This is a genomic window from Alteromonas sp. ABD4_190 (assembly GCF_056160105.1).
Genome location: NZ_JBSWWN010000001.1, coordinates 2,501,227 through 2,519,697, shown reverse-complemented (window position 1 = coordinate 2,519,697; position 18,471 = coordinate 2,501,227). Strand labels below are relative to the sequence as shown.

Sequence of the window (18,471 nt, the reverse complement as noted above, 5' to 3'; positions counted from 1 at the left end):
ACGTTTATTGTTACACGTACTCATTTTGTAAAAAATAACGATTTTATAACCTTGAAAAATGAGCTTAATCGTTTAAGATAAAAGTTAACAGAATTTAAAAAGCCTGTAAACCCGATAATTTGGATAGGCTAACTTAGCATACAAGCGTGTAACAATTTGGAGTTTTCTATGAGCTATGCTGCTGACAGTGGTGTATGTTTAGACAGAATCTTGGCATCTACCGATTTATCTGGCCTTACAAAGAGGGATGCGACGACATTCACTCGTCGACTGAAAGAGCATTTTCCTCGCCTTTTTGAAAATTATACTTATGTTTATGGACATCAGTATGACTGCTATTTTCATTTACAAAAACTCGTCGAAATATTAAGAGATGGGTTGAAAAGTCGAAAGCCGGCGCTCAAAAAACTCGATAATGAAAGACTGAAAACGCCTCTATGGTATCGCGACGAGCAACAGGTAGGTATGGCTTGCTATGTGGACTTAATGGGGCCTACGCTAAATGACTTACACGATAAGATCCCTTACTTCAAAGCACTCGGTGTAACTTATGTACACCTCATGCCTTTATACGACGCACCTAAAGGGGACAGTGATGGTGGTTATGCCGTATCGGACTATCGCAAGGTAAATCCCTCTTTAGGTACTATAAAAGATTTGGAAAAGCTTGCGTCGGCCCTCCAAAAGGAAGGGATTAACCTTGTGCTCGACTTTGTTTTTAATCACACATCTGACGAACATGCGTGGGCGAAAGCTGCACTTAAAGGCGACAAGCAATTTCAAAACTATTATTACTTGTTTGATGACAAGACAATCCCCGACCAATATGAGGAAACGCTGAGAGAAATTTTTCCTCAAGTAAGAAGGGGCAGCTTTACCTACAATGAGCAGATTAAAAAGTGGGTGTGGACGACCTTCAACAGCTTTCAATGGGATCTAAACTACAGCAACCCTGAAGTATTCAACGCGATTACCTCTGAAATGCTATTTTTGGCTAATGTTGGTAGCGCCGCTCTGCGTTTAGATGCATTGGCATTCATATGGAAAGAACTTGGTACAAATTGTGAGAATCAAGAGAAGGCACACGTACTTATTCAAGCATTTAATTGTTGTTTGCAAATTGTTGCGCCAGCGGTGGTGTTTAAATCAGAGGCTATCGTTCATCCGGATGAAGTACTTAAGTATATCGATAAAGACGAATGTCAGCTGTCCTATAACCCCTTGTTAATGGCGCTACTCTGGAACTCATTGGCAACACGCAAAACCCGTCTGCTCACACAATCGATGAAAAAGAGCTTTGCTATTTCAGACGAATGTACATGGGTGAACTACGTGCGCTGTCACGATGACATAGGTTGGACTTTTGACGATGCCGTCGCTAATGAATTAGGTATAAACCCGTTTGATCATCGCTATTTCTTGAATCAATTCTACACCGGTCGTTTTGAAGGAAGTTTCGCAAACGGCGTGCCGTTTGCAGAAAACCCGAGTAACGGGGATTGTCGTGTATGTGGTTCATTAGCATCTTTGTGTGGGCTAGAGGGCGCATTACAGGCTAATGACACGAAAGGCATTGAAGAAGCAGTGAAGCGGATGCTGCTGTTATATGGGATAACGTTCAGCATCGGTGGCATCCCATTGCTGTATTCAAGCGATGAAATTGGAAAGCTAAACGACTACAGCTACCGTCAAGACGAAAGTAAAAAACATGACGACAGATGGGTTAATCGCATCGCAGTTTATGAAGAAGATACCGCATTGGCTCTAGGCCAGACAACACCGGTTAGTAAAGCGGAAGACGCTAGCCTTCGCGTATTTAAAGGCTTACAAAAAATGATCGAAACGAGAAAACAGTATTCGGTTTTTGGCCAAGCTCAAACACATATATTAGATTCTGACAATCAACATTGTTTTGTTTTTATGCGCGAGAATGATGGAGGTGAAAAACTCCTTGTTGTCTGTAATTTTAGTGAACATAAGCAACAGCTTCAGCGTTCCCTATTGGCGACAGTCAACTGCACATCGACCACAGACTTGCTGTCAGGCGAAACTGTGCTCATGGAAGCTGCACCTTTATCTCTCGCCCCCTATCAGCAGCTATGGCTGTTAGCCAACTAATTACTTTCGTATATGACACCCTGCTTGTTGCGAAGCTTGCGACAAGCAGGGTGTTGTCAATAACATGAATTGTCTTTGTCGCCAAAGACTTACTAAATAGCCCCTATTTACACAGGTAATAAAGGAATTGCCGACTATACTTTAGCCGAGGGTTGGATAGTTCATTTACCTCCTACCACGTTAGAAAAGGTCTTACAGCTGTTCAGCTTGTCTGACGGTAACCTAACGTGTAAGTAGCACTTTACCAATGTGTGTGGTTTGTTTTTTGCAGCTTCTATATAGAGCGACTCTTGATAGAGTGTTGCCGGCAATTTGATTCTTACCAATAGGGACCGTCAAATTTAATGCATAGAAGCAGTACAAATATCTTTTTTCACACAGCGGATTTCGACTTACGTCATATGGATATGTTAAACATGGTAATGGATAAAACGATGCAAAGTGATAATGCGTTGGAATACATGTGCCCCTATTGCGGCGCAATTAATGATTTTTATTTAAACTCTGCTCGCGACATGTATAACGAGCAACATGAATCGTGCGGGTGTTGTAATAAGGTGCTCAGCCTAACAGCAGCTGATGGTATAGGTGGTCGTGTTAATCTTATTATCGATGCGCTAGATTCAGAGCTTATTATTAAATAGCTCGACATTAAAAGCCTAACGCTCCACTCTTATCAATACCCTCAGTTGAAAAAGCCGCTTCAAGAGCGGCTTTTTGAGTTCTTCGTTGGAATATGCAAAGACGTTAACGAAAAAACTCTCGTTTTAATTCACTATCAGTAAGGAAACGACCACCAAGTGCAGATGTTTTCGTATACGAGTTGGTATCACGAATACCCCTTGCTTTAACACAGTAGTGCGTAGCATTAATACTTACGGCTACGTCTTCAGTATTAGTGAGAGTTTGTAACGCTACTAACACCTGTTGTGTTAGGCGCTCTTGTACCTGAGGGCGCTGAGCAAAAAAGCCTACAAGACGGTTTATTTTTGATAGCCCAATCACCGTATCTTTAGGTATATATGATACGGTCGCGGTACCATCAATAGTCACAAAATGATGTTCGCAGGTACTTGTTAAGCTAATGTCAGACACCTGAACAGGCTGGTCGATCTGCATCTTGTTTTCAATAGCAGTAATCTTCGGAAATTTTCGGTAATCCAAGCCACCAAAAATTTCATTAACGTACATTTTAGCAATACGGCTAGGCGTATCACACAAGCTGTCGTCATTGAGATCTAGGCCAAGTGTGTCCATTACGTCACGCATGGCGCTTTCAATTCGTTTGCGCTTTTGTTCGTCAGAAAGACCATTAACCACCATAGGCGTTTCTAAACCTTTGGCTTCTAATGCATCTCGTACGCGTTGCGCTGGCTCTGATATAGAGGGGTCTAGTGCATCACGCACAATTACCGCTTCTTTTGCTAACATCACTTTATCCGTTGTTACTTCTTTTTTGATCTTCTACGACTTTCAGCTCGTTAGAGATCGATTACTTGGCAACATGACTTTTATTTAATGTCATTGCTACCTACTGTGCACTTAGCACAAAATATAGAGACCGTTTCCTTTCTGTTAAAAGGACATTACTTTGAAATCACCTGTATTGATAACAGGCGCAAGCCAACGATTGGGCTTAGCAATGGCTGAAAGCTTACTTGAACAAGGCCATCACATTGTTGTGACTTACCGAACCCATCGCTCGAGTATTGCACTACTTAAGGATAAAGGCGCTACAGTCATACAAGCCGATTTTAGCACTGAGGCGGCTATTGATCGAGCAATTGATGAGATTAAGGCAATCAGTAAAACCTATCGAGGAGTAATTCACAACGCTTCAGATTGGGCACAGGAGAAAGATAACGATAATAAACACGAACTAATGCAGCGCATGATGATGATTCATGCCGTCGCCCCCTACCGCATAAACTTGGCACTAGAAGAGGCATTATGTGGCTGCGAAGTGCCAGCTGACATTATTCACATGACGGATTACGTTCAAGAAACGGGAAGCGCGAAACATATGGCTTACGCCGCGAGCAAAGCTGCCTTACACAACCTCACCTTGTCCTTTGCAAAAAAGCTGGCGCCACGTGTCAAAGTGAATAGCATTGCACCTGCTCTCCTTATGTTTAATGAAGGTGACGACGACGCTTATCGACAAAAGGCAGTAAAGAAGTCGTTGCTTGAAATCGTACCTGGCGCACAAGAAGCCGTGAAAGCCATGAATTACTTATTCGATAGCGAATACGTGACTGGGCAAACGCTTCATTTAAATGGCGGGCGGCAATTAAAATAAAGAAACGAAACCGTTATATCCTTGTTGATTTTACCCACCGTAATTTGTAGGGTTGTTTAAAATGCTCACATAAAAAATTTGTGATAAACAATAAACTATCAAGGGAATGAAGTAATGAAAGCTGTACTCGCATTATTGCTTTTTGTATTTTCCACACCACTTATCGCTAATACAACCACAGTTGAACCACTAGGGCCTGATGAAGGCTACGCTATCATCGCACTATATTCTAAGGGCTACACGGAAAGCGTAGTACTTAAAGGTAATGGATTAACGAACAAATATACATTTGGCCCTCTTAATCACTCACAACATTTTGATGTGATTAGATTACCTGCGGGAACCTACACGTGGGACAAAGTGTTCGAACGTACTGGCTCCCTATCGAAAGGAAACTTACTTGAAAGTTACATGGATCTAGAAAGCTTAGATCTTACTTTTACTGTTCAGCCAGGTAAGCTCAATTATACCGGACTATTCATGATAGAGAGGCTGGGAAGCCGAGCAAATATCAAAGTACTTAATCGCACGTCTATCATTCTCAAAATTCTTGAACAAGACTTTTCCCAATTTGCGGATAAATACGATATCGCTAACGGCTTATACCCTGACGATCACTATATCGACTTTTATTTAAAACATTCTGAAAAGACGGGGGAATAGCCTGATGCCTATCAATAAACTGCTGGTTACTCTTTCAATAGCCGTCTTAACTCTTGTTTCATTACAAACGCAAGCCGACACTGCTCAATCTACCGATTTTCAAACCGAGTCTTTTTTTAAAGATGCAAAGTACAAACTATTTTCGGTAAATCCTTCGGGTACAGCAATTGCCTACATTGAACCTAAGAGTGACTCATACAATTTAATTATTCACGATTTAGTTCGCGGTACTAAAGACGACCCAATTACATTTGAGCGTCAGCAAATGCACGTTCAACATTCAAACAGAATAATGTCATGGGAACGGCACTTTAATTATATTGCTGAATTAGTATGGCTCTCTGATAACTTCATCTCATTGAAGCAATACTCTAATGGTCGATTCCATCGCTATGTCATTGTGGAATTTGCCGATCGCACTAAGTCACCCAATCCTCCGTTTCGATTATCATACATTTCACAACCGGGTCATTGGTTAGACACACTTCCCAATAAACCAACCCATGCTATTTTTGCTCGTTACGAAGATGATGACGAATACAATTACTATGTTGACTTATTCAACTTAGATTTATCTCAGAAAATCACAGAAAGTGACTTCCGCCGCAAATTAAAACTAAATAAGTCTGGCCCTGATTTACAAGACTGGATTTTTGATGCAAGAGGCTGGCGTTTAGGTGGAAGCAGAACTGTTGATGGCATAACCGAAGTTTTTGCAAGAACGGGGTCAAAGCCTCGTAAATATCGCTACAAAGAAATGTGGAAGAGCGATAAAAACGACGCTGTTAAAGTGGTAGGTGGCAGCGAATCAGGCGATAAACTCTTTGTTCTCACTAACCACCGCAGCGATAAAATAAATTTGCGTAGCTTTAATACACAAAGCAAACAGTTTGAAGACATAATATTTGAGCACCCAAATTACGATTTAACAGGCGTTCTCAAACACCCTGAGACAAAAGACATCATAGGTGTCTCCTTTCTTGAAAAAGGAATGAGCAAACAACTCTATTTCTCCAATAACTACAACGAATTAGTCTCTCGCTTAAAGACCCAGTCCAAAATTGATGGCGTTTACGCGATTGACATGGACGCCTCTGGTAGCAATATTTTGTTTGTCGCAGATGATAGTGCAAATCCAGAGCAAGTCTTTTATTACAATCGCCAACGCGACACCTTTAGTCACCTTGTGGATTTATACCCTTGGCTTTCAGACAAAAAACTTAGCAAGACCGCCCTACTCAAACTCAAGTCTGACGATGGGGTAGATTTAGAAGCGTTTCTGACATTGCCTGAAGCAAAAAACCCTCCGTTAGTTGTTATCCCACATGGCGGCCCCATTGGCGTAAACGACTCTCGACACTACTCAGGCAACATTCAAGTACTTGTTGATGCCGGTTTCGCCACACTGCAGGTTAACTACAGAGGTTCGTCAGGGTACGGAAAATCATTCAAGCAGCAAGGTATGCAGCAGTGGGGACGTCTTATTGAAGATGATATTGAACAAGCATTGTCATATGCGAAAGCACATCACAATATAGATGCTAAAAATGTATGCATAATTGGGGGGAGCTATGGAGGCTACTCTGCGTTGTATAGCATTATTCGTTCTCCTGAACTTTATCAGTGCGCCGCCTCGTTTGCTGGCGTTACCGATCTCGCATTACAATTTCAGCGAAGTGACGTCCAAAACGACGATATCATGACTCTACTAACTGAGATCATTGGAAACCCTAGCACGCAAAAAGAAGAACTGTTCAAATACTCACCGCTGTATCAATTTAAAGGTATTACCAAGCCTGTGTTTATTGCACATGGTACTGACGATACCGTGGTAGATATAGAGCATGCTTATCGCCTTCACTTTGCGTTAAAAGATAATAATATTAAACATGAGTGGATGGTATTAGACGACGTAGGGCATGGATTCCATTATGTAGAGGACGAAGCAAGATACTATAACGCGCTAATAAAGTTTCTGAATAAACACCTCAAAAAAGACAGCATGACAGCGACACAAAGCTAAGCCTTTCCCGGTTAATAGTGATAGCGCTTTACTTCACAAGCGCTATCACTAATCGTCACCGCCAATTAATTTCATCGCCATTTGCCTTGGTCTCCTGCTTGGGCATAGCTATAATCCGAACCCTATTTTAAAAGCGACTTGGAATTCTACTATGCACGGCAACCGTATTATGGCGCCTGAATGGCATAAGATTGATGCTGTTATGTTGGCATGGCCGCACGCAAACACCGACTGGGCACCATGGTTGGAAGAGGCGAGAGCGACCTATCTAAATGTGATTGCAGCAGTAAACCGCAATAATGCTGGTGTTATTTTGTTGTGCTCGCCAAATGACGTTGACGATCTTAGGTCTCGTTTAGCCGAGAGCGCCCGAGTGCTTATTGTTCCATCATCTTTTAACGACACCTGGATGCGCGATTATGGTTTTATCACTTGTAAAGACAACGAAGGCAATGGCTCACCTGTAGAATTTCGTTTTAACGGCTGGGGAAACAAATTTAACGCCGCTGAAGATAACCTGGCTAATCAGCGTTACCTCGCCGCCATGTGCAAATCAGTGCTGCGCAGCAGCCCAGTAGTGGCTGAAGGCGGTGCGTTAGAAATCGACGAAAACGGTCATCTATTAAGCACCGCGCAGTGTTTACTTAATCCTGAGCGCAACGGTGATATGTCGCTAAGTGCTTATGAAGACGCATTTAAAGATATGCTGGGCTGTAGCAAAGTTACCATTTTGCAGCACGGTCATTTAGAGGGTGATGATACAGATGGCCACATCGACACTTTGGTGCGCTTTACGCCAAGCAAAGGCTTAGTTATTCAGGCGTGTAATAACCGTCCTAATGATAGTCACTTTGAAGGGTTGAAAGCGTTGTGCGACGAGTGTGCCCTTGAACTACCTGAGCATAAGCAGTTTCATTTACCGCTGCCTTATATCGTAAACGATGAAGGAGATCGCCTACCTGCCTCCTACGCTAATTACTTAATTTGTAATAAGGCTATATTGCTTCCCGTCTACGGTGAAGAAGAAGATGCTGAAGCCATTGAGACGGTACAAAAAGCACACCCCAATCATATTGTTGAACCAATTGATTGTAGTGTACTCGTAAGACAATACGGCAGCTTGCATTGTATTTCTATGCAAGTACCCACAGATACATTAAAAGATTCGATTATCACCACCTTAAAGAAAGGAGTGTCATTACATGCGCCCAGCTAAGCTAAAAGTGGGTCTGGTACAACAGGCCGTTGCCGATAACGATAAAGCAACGAACTGGAATAAAAGTGCCGAGCAAGTTGCCAAATTAGCAGCTGAAGGTTGCGAGTGTATTTTGCTTCAAGAGCTGCACAGCACCCTGTATTTTTGCCAGCAAGAAGATACTGACGCCTTTGATTTGGCTGAACCAATACCGGGGCCAGCGACAGACTTTTTTGGTGAGCTAGCCGAAAAACACAATATCGTTTTAGTGACGTCGCTTTTTGAAAAACGCGGCTCAGGTTTGTATCACAACACTGCCGTAGTGTTTGACCGCAGTAAAGAAATTGCGGGCAAATACCGTAAAATGCACATTCCTGACGACCCGGGTTTTTACGAGAAGTTTTACTTTACGCCGGGCGATATGGGCTTCACACCGATTGAAACCAGCGTAGGCAAACTTGGCGTTTTAGTATGCTGGGATCAGTGGTACCCAGAAGCAGCTCGCCTAATGGCAATGGCAGGTGCAGACTTGTTATTCTACCCTACTGCTATTGGCTGGGACTTAACTGACACTGAAGAAGAGCGTACCCGCCAGCACGGCGCATGGGAAACCATTCAGCGCTCTCATGCTGTGGCAAACTCAGTTCCGGTTATTGTAGCGAACCGCACAGGTTTTGAAGCGTCACCTGTTGAAGGCGACCCAGGCATTCAGTTCTGGGGGCAAAGCTTCATAGCAGGCCCGCAAGGCGAGATATTGGCAAAAGCTGAAGCTGAGGGTGAAACAACGTTATCAGTAGAGCTTGATATGGAACGTACCGAGCAAGTTAAGCGCATTTGGCCTTATTTCCGTGACCGCCGCATAGACGCCTACGACGAGTTGACCAAACGCTGGCGCGACTAACTCGAATAATGGGGTCAGAGTACATTTTTTCTAAGCAGCAATAACTGTGAAATGTACCCTGACCCCATTTTTACACAAGTTCCTTTTCACCGCCGTTTTTCGCTGAGCGATAAATAGCGTTAAGTAACGCAATCGATCTACGTCCTTCAAATCCATCTACAAGTGGTTTAGTGCCGTTATCAAGGGCATTTAATACATCTTCGAAGTTTCTTTGATGCCAAACGAAATCGATGGCCGATGGATCAGCTGCTCCTGCTCCCGCTTCATTTTCAGAAAGCCCATACTTGCATCTAATCTCTTCGTCTTCTTCGCTTTCTTCAGCAAACTCCCAGACTCGAAATTTATCATCGCTCATAAAAACTGAGCCCTTAGAACCAGTAATTTGTACCTCTGCCGGATGTCCACTTTTAGACCAGCAAGCTGTTGAGCCTTGAATAACACCTAATGCACCGTTTTCAAACTCTAGCATTGCAATTCCAACATCTTCCACCTCTATGCCATCATGGGCCACCAGCCTGGTTTCTGCTCGCACAGATTTTACATCCCCCATTACATAAAGAAGCAAATCAATCGTATGAATTGACTGATTCATCAACGCGCCACCGCCATCAAGCTTCCATGTCCCCCGCCATGCGCCACTTTCATAATACTCTTGGGTTCGCCACCATTTAATATAGGCATCTGCCATGGCAATATTGCCGAAGCGCCCTACGTCTATAGCTTGCTTAAGTAACTGTGACGATGCATTAAACCTACGAGGGAAAATGCCCGCTAACATCACCTTGTTTTGGGCACACACCGCAATCATTTCATCGACTCTTTCAGCTGTAACTTCCAGCGGCTTTTCACAAATGATGTGCTTGCCCGCTTTTGCGGCAGCGGATATGGGTTCTAAATGAAAGCCTGAAGGCGTACATATAGTAATGATGTCAATATCAGGAGACGTTATAAACGACGTATAGTCGTCGTAAGGTGTACAGCTATGCTTTTTAGAGAACGCATTTGCTTTTTCAATTGAACGTGAATAAATCCCTGTTAATTCTGCATTGGGAATAGCGTGGATAGCCTGAGCATGAAAATCCGCAATCATGCCTGCGCCGACAATTCCAAAACGATACATTTTCCTGTTCCTTTTTTGTTCAGTTGAAAAAGTATATGGGAACTCAGCTCGCTAAACTAGGCTTAAAATTATGGGGTCAGAGTACATTTAAAAAGCGACATTGTTCTAAATAAATGTACTCTGACCCCCATTTCGATTCTTCTGAAGGGAAAATGTACTCTGACCCCATTTTTGGTGTGTTATATTTTGAAGATAATGCCGTCACAGAGCATGAAAACCTGACGAGTCGACTTGGGCAGAAGCGTTAGCATTACCTCTTCATCTATATCCAGACCACCGGTGAACTGCCCGAAGGCGGGCATTACAAATAGACTGTTGTTGTTGGTAAAGCATTTGCCCGAGTAACGGCGCCGAGAAATAGTGGTGCGCTTTTTGGGGTGATAGTGGCCGATAACTTGCGCTCGCTTTTCGTTTAACTCCGGCTCATGCCTAAATACCATATTATCTAGCACGACTTCAAAACATGGCGTGCCTGGAATGCCTTCAGGTAAATCAGGGTCATGGTTGCCTTCAACCCACATCCACTCATTGACGCTATCAACAAGCCTACACAAATGCTGACGGTCATCAAAGGTCATGCGGGACATGCTGTGTTTATCGTGAAAGCTGTCACCTAAGCTGATTACTCGCAGTGGCTTGTAATCATCGATGATACTTTCCAACCGCGTTAACGTGGCGGTGGAATCTAAGCTGGGTAAGGGGTTCGCATAGCTGCGTAAATAGCTGCCTTTTTCTAAGTGCAGATCGGATACCACTAGCCAATCACATGCGGGTAAATACGCCACGCCACGTGCGTCTAATAACCACAGGTAGTCTGCATATTTCGTAATAGTAATGTGGCGCTGACTAACTTTTTCAGTAAGCCACGCGTCGGTTATTGCCAAATTATCCTCTTTATTTTTCGTTTGTGAGTTTTTAGTACCTCGGTAACGCTGCTCGTTTATTTAGCGAAATACTATTAAGCTTTCCTGCTTAACGGACTTACCGCAAATGTTTGTTAAGTAAAGCATCGAACGTGAAGTGCTTAGTCAATATGGGAAAGTGAAGTTTAAATATTCTGCTTAGTCCCACCTATTCAACGCTAGCCCCTGAGAGTAACGCGCGAACTTCATCTAACATGGTTTCAGCTTCGGCGTATAAATTAGCTTGTTCAATAATAGCTTGTGCGCCAGCGCCTTTCACTTGTTCACTACGCACATCCAGCACTATAGGAATGGCCATGGGCGACGGCTTTTCAAGATTCACTAATGTCGCTGAATCTACATAACGAATAAGTAAATTAGCGAGTCGTCGTAAATCTAGTAGCTCACGCTCTGCATCTGCCCGTGCTACTTTAAGTAAGATATGGTCGCGGTCGTGTTCACGCAATGTATCGTAAATAAGGTCGGTAGAAAACGTTACCTGCTTCATGGTTTTTTGGCTGGCGTGATAGCGCTGTTCAGTGAGGCCACTCACCACCGCCACTTGCCTGAACGAGCGTTTAAGCATAGGCGCCTGTAACATCCAATCTTCTAACTCGTCGCCTAGAATATCCGGCTGAAACAGCTGCTGTAACTGCCCTTGGGTGATGGCGTTCACTGATGCTACCGACAAACCATAATCAGTCACACTGAAGCTTAAAGGCTTAATTCCCATTTTTTCCATTCGCCGCGTTAACAACATACCTAAGGTTTGGTTCGCTTTGCGACCGTCGAAAGTGTAGTACAAGGTATAGTGCGCCTGCCTAAACGGAAACTGCTCCACCAGCACTTTGTCTGGGCTAGGCAGCTGAGAGAACGCCTGCTGAAGATTAAGCCATTCTTGTACCTGTGCGGGCAGTGCCTTCCAGGATTTTTGATCAGCCAAGATAGACCGTACCCCCTCTGCTAGATAGGTAGATAGCGGCATTTGGCCACCTGCGTAGCTGGGTATTTTAGGCTCTTTGGCTTTTGCCGGCTTGGCGTGAAGTTGCATGTCACGGATTGCTTCAAAGCGTAGTACTTCTCCACCAAAATAAAAGGTATCTCCGGGCGTTAACTGCTGGGCAAAGTACTCTTCTACCTCGCCAATGATCTTGCCCTGATTTCCCCTACGAATGCGTTTTACTTTAAGCCGACCTGCTTCAACGATGGTGCCTATGTTTTGCCTGTGTCTTTGAATAACCCGCCGATTCGCTGGCGAGTAAGTGCCATCGTCGTTTTTCGTCAGCCGCTGATATCTTTCATACGCATTAAGCGCACTGCCGCCGTCTTGGGTAAATTGCCATAGTTTGTCGAAATCATCTCTATCGAGCCCTTGGTATGGCGTGGCGGTAAGTATCTCTTTATACAAGGTATCTGGGCTATCAGCCCTACTACACAAGCAATTCAATATGAATTGCGGGACGATATCTAAAGCGCCCGGCTGTGGGCTTTCACCATCAAGCTCACCTTTTTCTATAGCAGTAATTGCCGCTTGGCATTCCAGCGCTTCAAAACGATTTGCCGGAACAAGCAGCGCTTCGCTAGGTTCATCTAACCTGTGGTTCGCTCGTCCTATCCTTTGCAGCAGCCTGCTTACGCCTTTAGGTGCACCTACTTGAATGACTTTGTCGACGTCACCCCAGTCGATACCTAACTCTAACGCAGAAGTACACACAATTGCCCTTAGCATACCGCTTGCCATCATGGCTTCGGTTTTGCGCCTTTGCTCTTTGCTCAAACTGCCGTGATAAAGCGCAATGGGAAGCGCCGCTTTATTTGCTTCCCATAGCATTTGAAAGAGAAGCTCGGACTGAGCGCGGGTATTAACAAAAACCAGCGTGGTCTGTGCATTTTCTATGGCCTCATAGATATCATCAATGGCGTAACGGGCCATAAAGCCGCCAAAAGGCATGCGCGCTTTAGAGTGCAGCATCTCAACTTTTGGCTTCTCACCCGCTTTTACTTTAATGATATTGGCAACACTGTCACTGCCCGCTAGCCACGCGCCCAAAGTTTCAGGAAATGCTACGGTCGCTGACAGGCCTATGCGTTTACAGCTTGGTGAAAACACGGTCAACCGCGCTATGGCGAGTGATAAAAAGTCGCCGCGTTTATTTGCCATTAAACTGTGAGTTTCATCGATGATCACGCGTTTTAGCTTGCCGAAAAGCTTATCGGCATCGGCGTAACTTAACATCAGCATGAGGGATTCGGGGGTAGTAAGTAGAATATTAGGCGGCTTTTTACGCTGCCGCTGACGCTTATGAGAGGGTGTATCGCCAGTACGCGTTTCAGCAGTAATAGGCAGCGACATTTCTTCAATAGGCTGTAACAGATTGCGATGGATATCCTGAGTCAACGCTTTAAGCGGTGAAATGTACAGGGTATGTAAACCATTAAACCCACTCTGCTTACCCTTGTTTTCATCTGAGTTTTCAGCTGATTCATTTACTTCATTTAACTCACTAAGCTCTACCAAACTCGGCAGAAAACCTGACAAGGTTTTACCCGCCCCTGTTGGTGCTATCAGTAACGTACAGTCATGTTTATCTTTTTCCACCAACATGGTCTGTTGATAATCACGTAGTTGCCAGCCTTTTTGCTTAAACCACTTAGCGAAAGCAGAGGGAAGTAATGTCATTTACAGTATCTGTTATGCCTTTTCCGCTTTATACGCCAATTCCTTAGTTAAGTTTATATACGCCAACACCTTGCTTTTACCTTTGTAATAACCGTCAAAGCTCAGCGCTAAAACTCAGCGCCCTAACTCAGCACAATAAGGCTTTTTTGAAAAAATAAGTATCTCCTGTACTTTTTATTTATTAGTGCATTAAAGTTATTAGCAATAGTTAATATTCGGATACACTTTAAGTATCGACACTTCGTAAACGAGTACACTACACTCGCTAAACTACAAGATATGATTACAGGGAACGTAAATGCGAATTCAATCCATAGATGCCATTAGAGGTTTAGCAATCCTTGGCATTTTGTTTTTAAACATTACATACCATCAAAACTTTCACACCGGCTACGCGTTTTTTGAACAGCCACTTTTATCTGATGAAATTATGTCGACAGTTAGCGCGCTTTTCTTAGATGGAAGATTTCGCACCTTATTTTGCCTGTTGTTTGGAGCAGGTTTAGCTATTCAATTCGACGCTTGCCAAAAGCGTGGGCACAACTTTTTAGACTTTTCTAAATCTCGGCTTAAATGGCTATTTTTATTTGGGTTAATACATGGTGTATTTATATTTGGCGGCGACATACTACTTTATTACAGTCTTTGCGCCTACTTTGCACTAAAACACCTAACGCTTGACCAAGAAGCGCTTCGCGCAAAGAGCGTTAAGTACCTAATTGTAGGCAGTATCATTATGCTTGTTTTTGGCATAGTACTTACGCTTGGATACGACTACGGTGGCGCACCTCCACTTAGGTCTAGCGAAGCTTACGCCGAAGAGGTTACAAAATGGCAAAGCAGTTATTTGTTCCAAATTGGAGTTCAAGCTTCTTTTGTCCTTGCTACCGTTATTGCAGCACCTTTTACCATGCTATGGCAGTCGATGGGGCTTATGATGTTTGGTGCCTATCTTTATAGAAGTGGTTTCTTTAGCGTTGGGTTTTCATCTACTATATTTAAAAAGGTGGCTATAATTGCCATAGCCACATCTGTCGTTACGGTTATACCTCAGTTGATATTTGAGCAAGTAACGTCGGATGTTATTCCCATGTTTACCAGCATCCCAGCAATTTTCTGTGCTTTTGCCTACGCACATCTGTTAATCAAGGTGAAAAATACAACCACTTGGTGGTATCAGTCACTTATTAACTGCGGCAAGGTAGCGTTTACCCTCTACCTAACGCAATCTATTGTTCTAGCTGTGTTGTTTCGTGTGATTATGCCCGCTTACTATCCCGACTTTGCCTATACCGTGACGCTGCTCGATTTGATGTTAATTACCCTTGCGCTCACAGCAATTCAAATGTTTCTGGCGAATTTTATAACTAAGCATTTTGAACAAGGGCCATTTGAAGCGGCATGGAGAAGGCTATACCTGCGCAACTTTTATAAGAAGCAACAGAGCAAGCAAAACGACGGCTTAATTGCAGAGCAAGAATTAGCGACAGAGGCGAACAAAACCTCCTAGCTAACATCCGTACTTAAAGAAGTTATATAAATCCGATTAAAACCAAAAGGACCAGGTAAAGCCTGGTCCTATAGCATATTGGCGCAACTATCTAGAACCTGAAAGTACCTATCAAAGTAGCCGAGCCTAGTTGGCTTTCGTCAGTATCATAGCCCAACCCAAATTTGATAGATGAATGTGGGTTGAACCAATAGAGAGTGCGACACAAGTGGTCGATTACCGGGGTTAAATACGTAGTAACAAGCATTCTCTGATTTGGCAGGACTATGAGTAGTGCACCCATCAACATGGTTAAAAGCTGACGATACTGGCCTTTATTGTGAGCCCGGTGAGTTCTACATCGACCCAATGAATGAAGTCGCCACCGCGCTTGTTACACACGGTCACGCTGACCATGCACGGGCAGGTCATAACAGTGTGTATGCAAGCCCAGAAACACTGGCGATTATGCAAACCCGCTACGGTGAAGATATGGCTATTCACCAGCACGCTGTAGCTATAGGTGAAAGCATTAATTTTAACGATGTAAGAGCCACATTTTATCCAGCAGGACATATTCTTGGCTCTACACAAATTCTTATCGAATATGCAGGCTACCGCGTGGTGGTTTCCGGCGATTATAAGCGCCGTCACGATCCTACCTGCCCGCCTTTTAAAGTTGTACCTTGCGACGTATTGATTACCGAAGCCACTTTTGGGCTTCCTGTTTTTAAGCACCCGCCTATTGAACATGAAATTGAAAAACTCCTTCACTCATTACGCGTGTTTCCCGAGCGATGCCATCTAGTAGGCGCTTATGCATTGGGTAAATGCCAACGGGTGATATTAGCGCTGCGAGAAGCAGGCTACACCAAACCCATCTACTTACATGGTGCGCAGCTAAAACTGTGTGACCTATACAAGCAATTAGGAATAGACTTAGGTGAGTTGATTCCAGTGTCTGAGGTTGCGGATAAAAAAACATTATCTGGTGAAATAGTTATTGCGCCCCCTTCTGCACTTGCCGATAGGTGGTCACGAAGCTTGCCTAACGTGCGACCTGTGGTGGCATCTGGGTGGATGCAAATCCGTGCTCGCGCTAAGCAAAAAAATGCAGAGCTACCGCTTATCATCTCTGATCATTGCGACTGGCCTGAATTGCTGCAAACCATTGAAGAAGTCAACCCGAAAGAAGTGTGGGTGACTCACGGCAGAGAAGATGCGCTGATGTATCAGGCAGAAAAAATGGGGTTTAAAGCCAGAGCACTATCGCTAGTCGGTTATGATGAAGAAGAGCAAGGAGGCGATTAGTGGAAGCATTCAGTCACTTACTTGAGCAGCTGTATTTCACGTCTGGAAACAAAGCAAAAGCACAACTCATCGCTAACTACATTGCCAATACGCCGGACCCTGACCGAGGCTGGGCAATTGCTGCTATGGCAGGTACATTGCGGTTCGACTTTTTTAAGCGCAATACGGTTAAAAAGCTTATTACCGAACATACCGACCCTGCGCTTTTTGCCATGAGCTATGACTATGTGGGTGAGGTTAGTGAAACCGTAGCCCATTTATGGCCCTATAGCGAGCCAACAGATTCGCTACCCACGCTAACCGAAGTGGTAGAAACGTTCGCTTCGGTCAGTAAACAGAAAGTTTCTGAGACGCTAGCCCATTACCTAACAATAATGACGCCTGCTCAACGCTGGGCGTTGCTAAAGCTGGGCACTCGGGGGTTACGTATAGGTGTGTCGGCTCGCTCCATAAAACAAATATTGGCCGACTATGGCAATAAAGACATCAAAGAAATAGAAACACTATGGCATGCGGTTACTCCTCCTTACGTTGATATGCTTAGCTGGCTAGAAGGAAATGCTGACAAACCTGATATTGAAAATGCCGTCACATTTCATCCAGTTATGCTTTCTCACCCCATTGAGGATAGCGATATAGACACTTTCACCAAAAACACTTGGCAAATTGAGAACAAGTACGACGGTATTCGTGTGCAGCTTGTTGTTAACTCGAATAAAACTGTTGATGATAAGACTCAGAAAGATAGTCAGGCCGATAATGATAAGCCTGAAAAAGCCCTCTTTTCTCGTACTGGCGATGATATTAGCCACTCATTTCCTGATCTGCTTGAGTCTGTCAGCGGCAATATGGTGCTAGATGGAGAACTGCTGGTTATCCATAACGCAGAACATGGCTTTCATCCATCTGAAGAATCAACTGCCCAAGGTGCGGTTAGTCAACGCACGAGTAGTGATAAAAGCGGTAAACAGGCTTCATCCGCCACACAGCCAGACGTGGATACCTTTAATGCCCTTCAGCAGCGCCTTAATAAAAAGAAACCGAGTAAAGCGTTACAGTCTTCCTCTCCGGTGGGACTAATCGTTTACGATGCTTTAATGCTTAATGGTGAAAATCTAACTGATAAAACACTAAAAACAAGGCGCGACGCCCTTGAAGAATGGTTTAGCAAAACGAATAACAGCCGTTTGTTTCTTTCTGAAACGCTCAATGCCACTTCCCCTGAAACTTTGCGCAAGCTTCACACCCAAGTATGCCAAAATCGTGCGGTAGAAGGTCTGATGATCAAGCGCTTAGATAGTAAGTATGTTCCTGGCAGACCTAAAGGCCAGTGGTTTAAATGGAAGCGCGACCCGCTAGTTGTGGATGCGGTAATGATGTATGCACAGCGCGGGCACGGCAAACGCTCCAGCTTTTATTCAGACTACACCTTTGGCGCATGGGAAGACGGGCAACTCCTACCTATTGGGAAAGCCTATTCTGGATTCACTGATGAAGAACTCAAAAAATTGGATAACTGGGTAAGACGCAACGCCGTGGGACGGTTTGGTCCGGTAAGAGAAGTGAAAAAAGAGCTGGTACTAGAAGTGGCTTTCGACGCTGTACACCCTTCATCTAGGCACAAATCAGGGGTCGCGCTACGCTTCCCCCGTATTCATAGAATTCGTTGGGACAAGCCTGCGAGTGAAGCTGATACCTTAGCGAATGTAAAAGCGTTAATAGAAGGGTAACCCCATCAAAAATACTTTCTTAGTATTGTAAAATCGCAGA

Annotated in this window: 14 protein-coding genes; 10 read left to right on the top strand and 4 right to left on the bottom strand. The window is 43.9% G+C overall.

Translation table 11 applies throughout. The features are described 5' to 3' along the window. Positions 1 to 168: 168 nt before the first annotated feature. Positions 169 to 2,118 carry an alpha-amylase family glycosyl hydrolase gene (locus tag ACXAFM_RS11105; protein WP_474834616.1) on the top strand — a complete coding sequence of 650 codons (1,950 nt, stop codon included), beginning with the start codon at positions 169 to 171 and terminating at the stop codon, positions 2,116 to 2,118. Between the two features lie 344 nt (positions 2,119 to 2,462). Beyond that, the gene (locus ACXAFM_RS11100; RefSeq protein WP_474834614.1) at positions 2,463 to 2,762 is read left to right on the top strand and encodes a hypothetical protein; all 300 of its coding nucleotides are present in this window, start codon (positions 2,463 to 2,465) and stop codon (positions 2,760 to 2,762) included. A 103-nt stretch (positions 2,763 to 2,865) separates the two neighbouring features. Here the strand turns inward: ACXAFM_RS11100 and folE are convergent, their stop codons facing one another. Then, positions 2,866 to 3,549, bottom strand: coding sequence for a GTP cyclohydrolase I FolE (gene folE / locus ACXAFM_RS11095; protein WP_474834612.1), 684 nt, complete (start codon positions 3,547 to 3,549; stop codon positions 2,866 to 2,868). Positions 3,550 to 3,709: 160 nt separating this feature from the next. On the opposite strand from folE, the gene folM reads away from it, so the two are divergent. From folM to ACXAFM_RS11070, 5 genes are all read left to right on the top strand, one after another. After that, positions 3,710 to 4,417, top strand: coding sequence for a dihydromonapterin reductase (folM, locus tag ACXAFM_RS11090; RefSeq protein WP_474829460.1), 708 nt, complete (start codon positions 3,710 to 3,712; stop codon positions 4,415 to 4,417). A gap of 114 nt (positions 4,418 to 4,531) precedes the next feature. Continuing rightward, entirely contained in the window at positions 4,532 to 5,080 is a 549-nt protein-coding gene (locus tag ACXAFM_RS11085; protein WP_474834610.1) for a hypothetical protein, read from the top strand. Positions 5,081 to 5,084: 4 nt separating this feature from the next. After that, a complete protein-coding gene (locus ACXAFM_RS11080) occupies positions 5,085 to 7,103 on the top strand; it encodes an alpha/beta hydrolase family protein (protein ID WP_474834608.1) in 2,019 nt (672 codons plus the stop codon). Between the two features lie 151 nt (positions 7,104 to 7,254). Then, positions 7,255 to 8,319, top strand: a complete 1,065-nt coding sequence (locus ACXAFM_RS11075) for an agmatine deiminase family protein (protein WP_474834606.1) — start codon at positions 7,255 to 7,257, stop codon at positions 8,317 to 8,319. Continuing rightward, positions 8,306 to 9,199 (top strand): carbon-nitrogen hydrolase, encoded by an 894-nt coding sequence (locus ACXAFM_RS11070; protein WP_474834604.1) that lies wholly within the window; start codon positions 8,306 to 8,308, stop codon positions 9,197 to 9,199. The genes ACXAFM_RS11075 and ACXAFM_RS11070 overlap by 14 nt, the downstream gene beginning before the upstream one ends. 70 nt (positions 9,200 to 9,269) lie before the next feature. Here ACXAFM_RS11070 and ACXAFM_RS11065 read toward each other — a convergent pair whose 3' ends face one another. The 3 genes from ACXAFM_RS11065 to ACXAFM_RS11055 form a co-directional block, all read right to left on the bottom strand. Further along, positions 9,270 to 10,319: a Gfo/Idh/MocA family protein gene (locus ACXAFM_RS11065; RefSeq protein WP_474834602.1), complete on the bottom strand. Its 1,050-nt coding sequence runs from the start codon at positions 10,317 to 10,319 to the stop codon at positions 9,270 to 9,272. Positions 10,320 to 10,498: 179 nt separating this feature from the next. Beyond that, positions 10,499 to 11,203 carry a ligase-associated DNA damage response endonuclease PdeM gene (gene pdeM, locus ACXAFM_RS11060; RefSeq protein ID WP_474834600.1) on the bottom strand — a complete coding sequence of 235 codons (705 nt, stop codon included), beginning with the start codon at positions 11,201 to 11,203 and terminating at the stop codon, positions 10,499 to 10,501. Between the two features lie 187 nt (positions 11,204 to 11,390). Continuing rightward, positions 11,391 to 13,901 carry a ligase-associated DNA damage response DEXH box helicase gene (locus ACXAFM_RS11055; RefSeq protein ID WP_474834598.1) on the bottom strand — a complete coding sequence of 837 codons (2,511 nt, stop codon included), beginning with the start codon at positions 13,899 to 13,901 and terminating at the stop codon, positions 11,391 to 11,393. 298 nt (positions 13,902 to 14,199) lie between these two features. On the opposite strand from ACXAFM_RS11055, the gene ACXAFM_RS11050 reads away from it, so the two are divergent. The 3 genes from ACXAFM_RS11050 to ACXAFM_RS11040 all read left to right on the top strand — a co-directional run bounded on the left by ACXAFM_RS11050 (position 14,200) and on the right by ACXAFM_RS11040 (position 18,431). Beyond that, positions 14,200 to 15,411 (top strand): DUF418 domain-containing protein, encoded by a 1,212-nt coding sequence (locus ACXAFM_RS11050; RefSeq protein ID WP_474834596.1) that lies wholly within the window; start codon positions 14,200 to 14,202, stop codon positions 15,409 to 15,411. A gap of 273 nt (positions 15,412 to 15,684) precedes the next feature. Beyond that, positions 15,685 to 16,701 (top strand): ligase-associated DNA damage response exonuclease, encoded by a 1,017-nt coding sequence (locus ACXAFM_RS11045; RefSeq protein WP_474834594.1) that lies wholly within the window; start codon positions 15,685 to 15,687, stop codon positions 16,699 to 16,701. Next, complete coding sequence (locus ACXAFM_RS11040; protein ID WP_474834592.1) at positions 16,701 to 18,431, top strand: cisplatin damage response ATP-dependent DNA ligase; 1,731 nt, start codon at positions 16,701 to 16,703, stop codon at positions 18,429 to 18,431. The genes ACXAFM_RS11045 and ACXAFM_RS11040 overlap by 1 nt, the downstream gene beginning before the upstream one ends. The last annotated feature ends 40 nt before the right edge of the window (positions 18,432 to 18,471 follow it).

What these genes read in the sequence shown, in the direction of transcription:
- ACXAFM_RS11065 (WP_474834602.1), bottom strand. Translation starts at nt 10,319, where the DNA reads ATGTATCGTTTTGGAATTGTCGGCGCAGGCATGATTGCGGATTTTCAT.
- ACXAFM_RS11050 (WP_474834596.1), top strand. Translation starts at nt 14,200, where the DNA reads ATGCGAATTCAATCCATAGATGCCATTAGAGGTTTAGCAATCCTTGGC.
- ACXAFM_RS11080 (WP_474834608.1), top strand. Translation starts at nt 5,085, where the DNA reads ATGCCTATCAATAAACTGCTGGTTACTCTTTCAATAGCCGTCTTAACT.
- ACXAFM_RS11085 (WP_474834610.1), top strand. Translation starts at nt 4,532, where the DNA reads ATGAAAGCTGTACTCGCATTATTGCTTTTTGTATTTTCCACACCACTT.
- folE (WP_474834612.1), bottom strand. Translation starts at nt 3,549, where the DNA reads ATGTTAGCAAAAGAAGCGGTAATTGTGCGTGATGCACTAGACCCCTCT.
- ACXAFM_RS11075 (WP_474834606.1), top strand. Translation starts at nt 7,255, where the DNA reads ATGCACGGCAACCGTATTATGGCGCCTGAATGGCATAAGATTGATGCT.
- ACXAFM_RS11105 (WP_474834616.1), top strand. Translation starts at nt 169, where the DNA reads ATGAGCTATGCTGCTGACAGTGGTGTATGTTTAGACAGAATCTTGGCA.
- ACXAFM_RS11070 (WP_474834604.1), top strand. Translation starts at nt 8,306, where the DNA reads ATGCGCCCAGCTAAGCTAAAAGTGGGTCTGGTACAACAGGCCGTTGCC.
- ACXAFM_RS11055 (WP_474834598.1), bottom strand. Translation starts at nt 13,901, where the DNA reads ATGACATTACTTCCCTCTGCTTTCGCTAAGTGGTTTAAGCAAAAAGGC.
- ACXAFM_RS11100 (WP_474834614.1), top strand. Translation starts at nt 2,463, where the DNA reads ATGCATAGAAGCAGTACAAATATCTTTTTTCACACAGCGGATTTCGAC.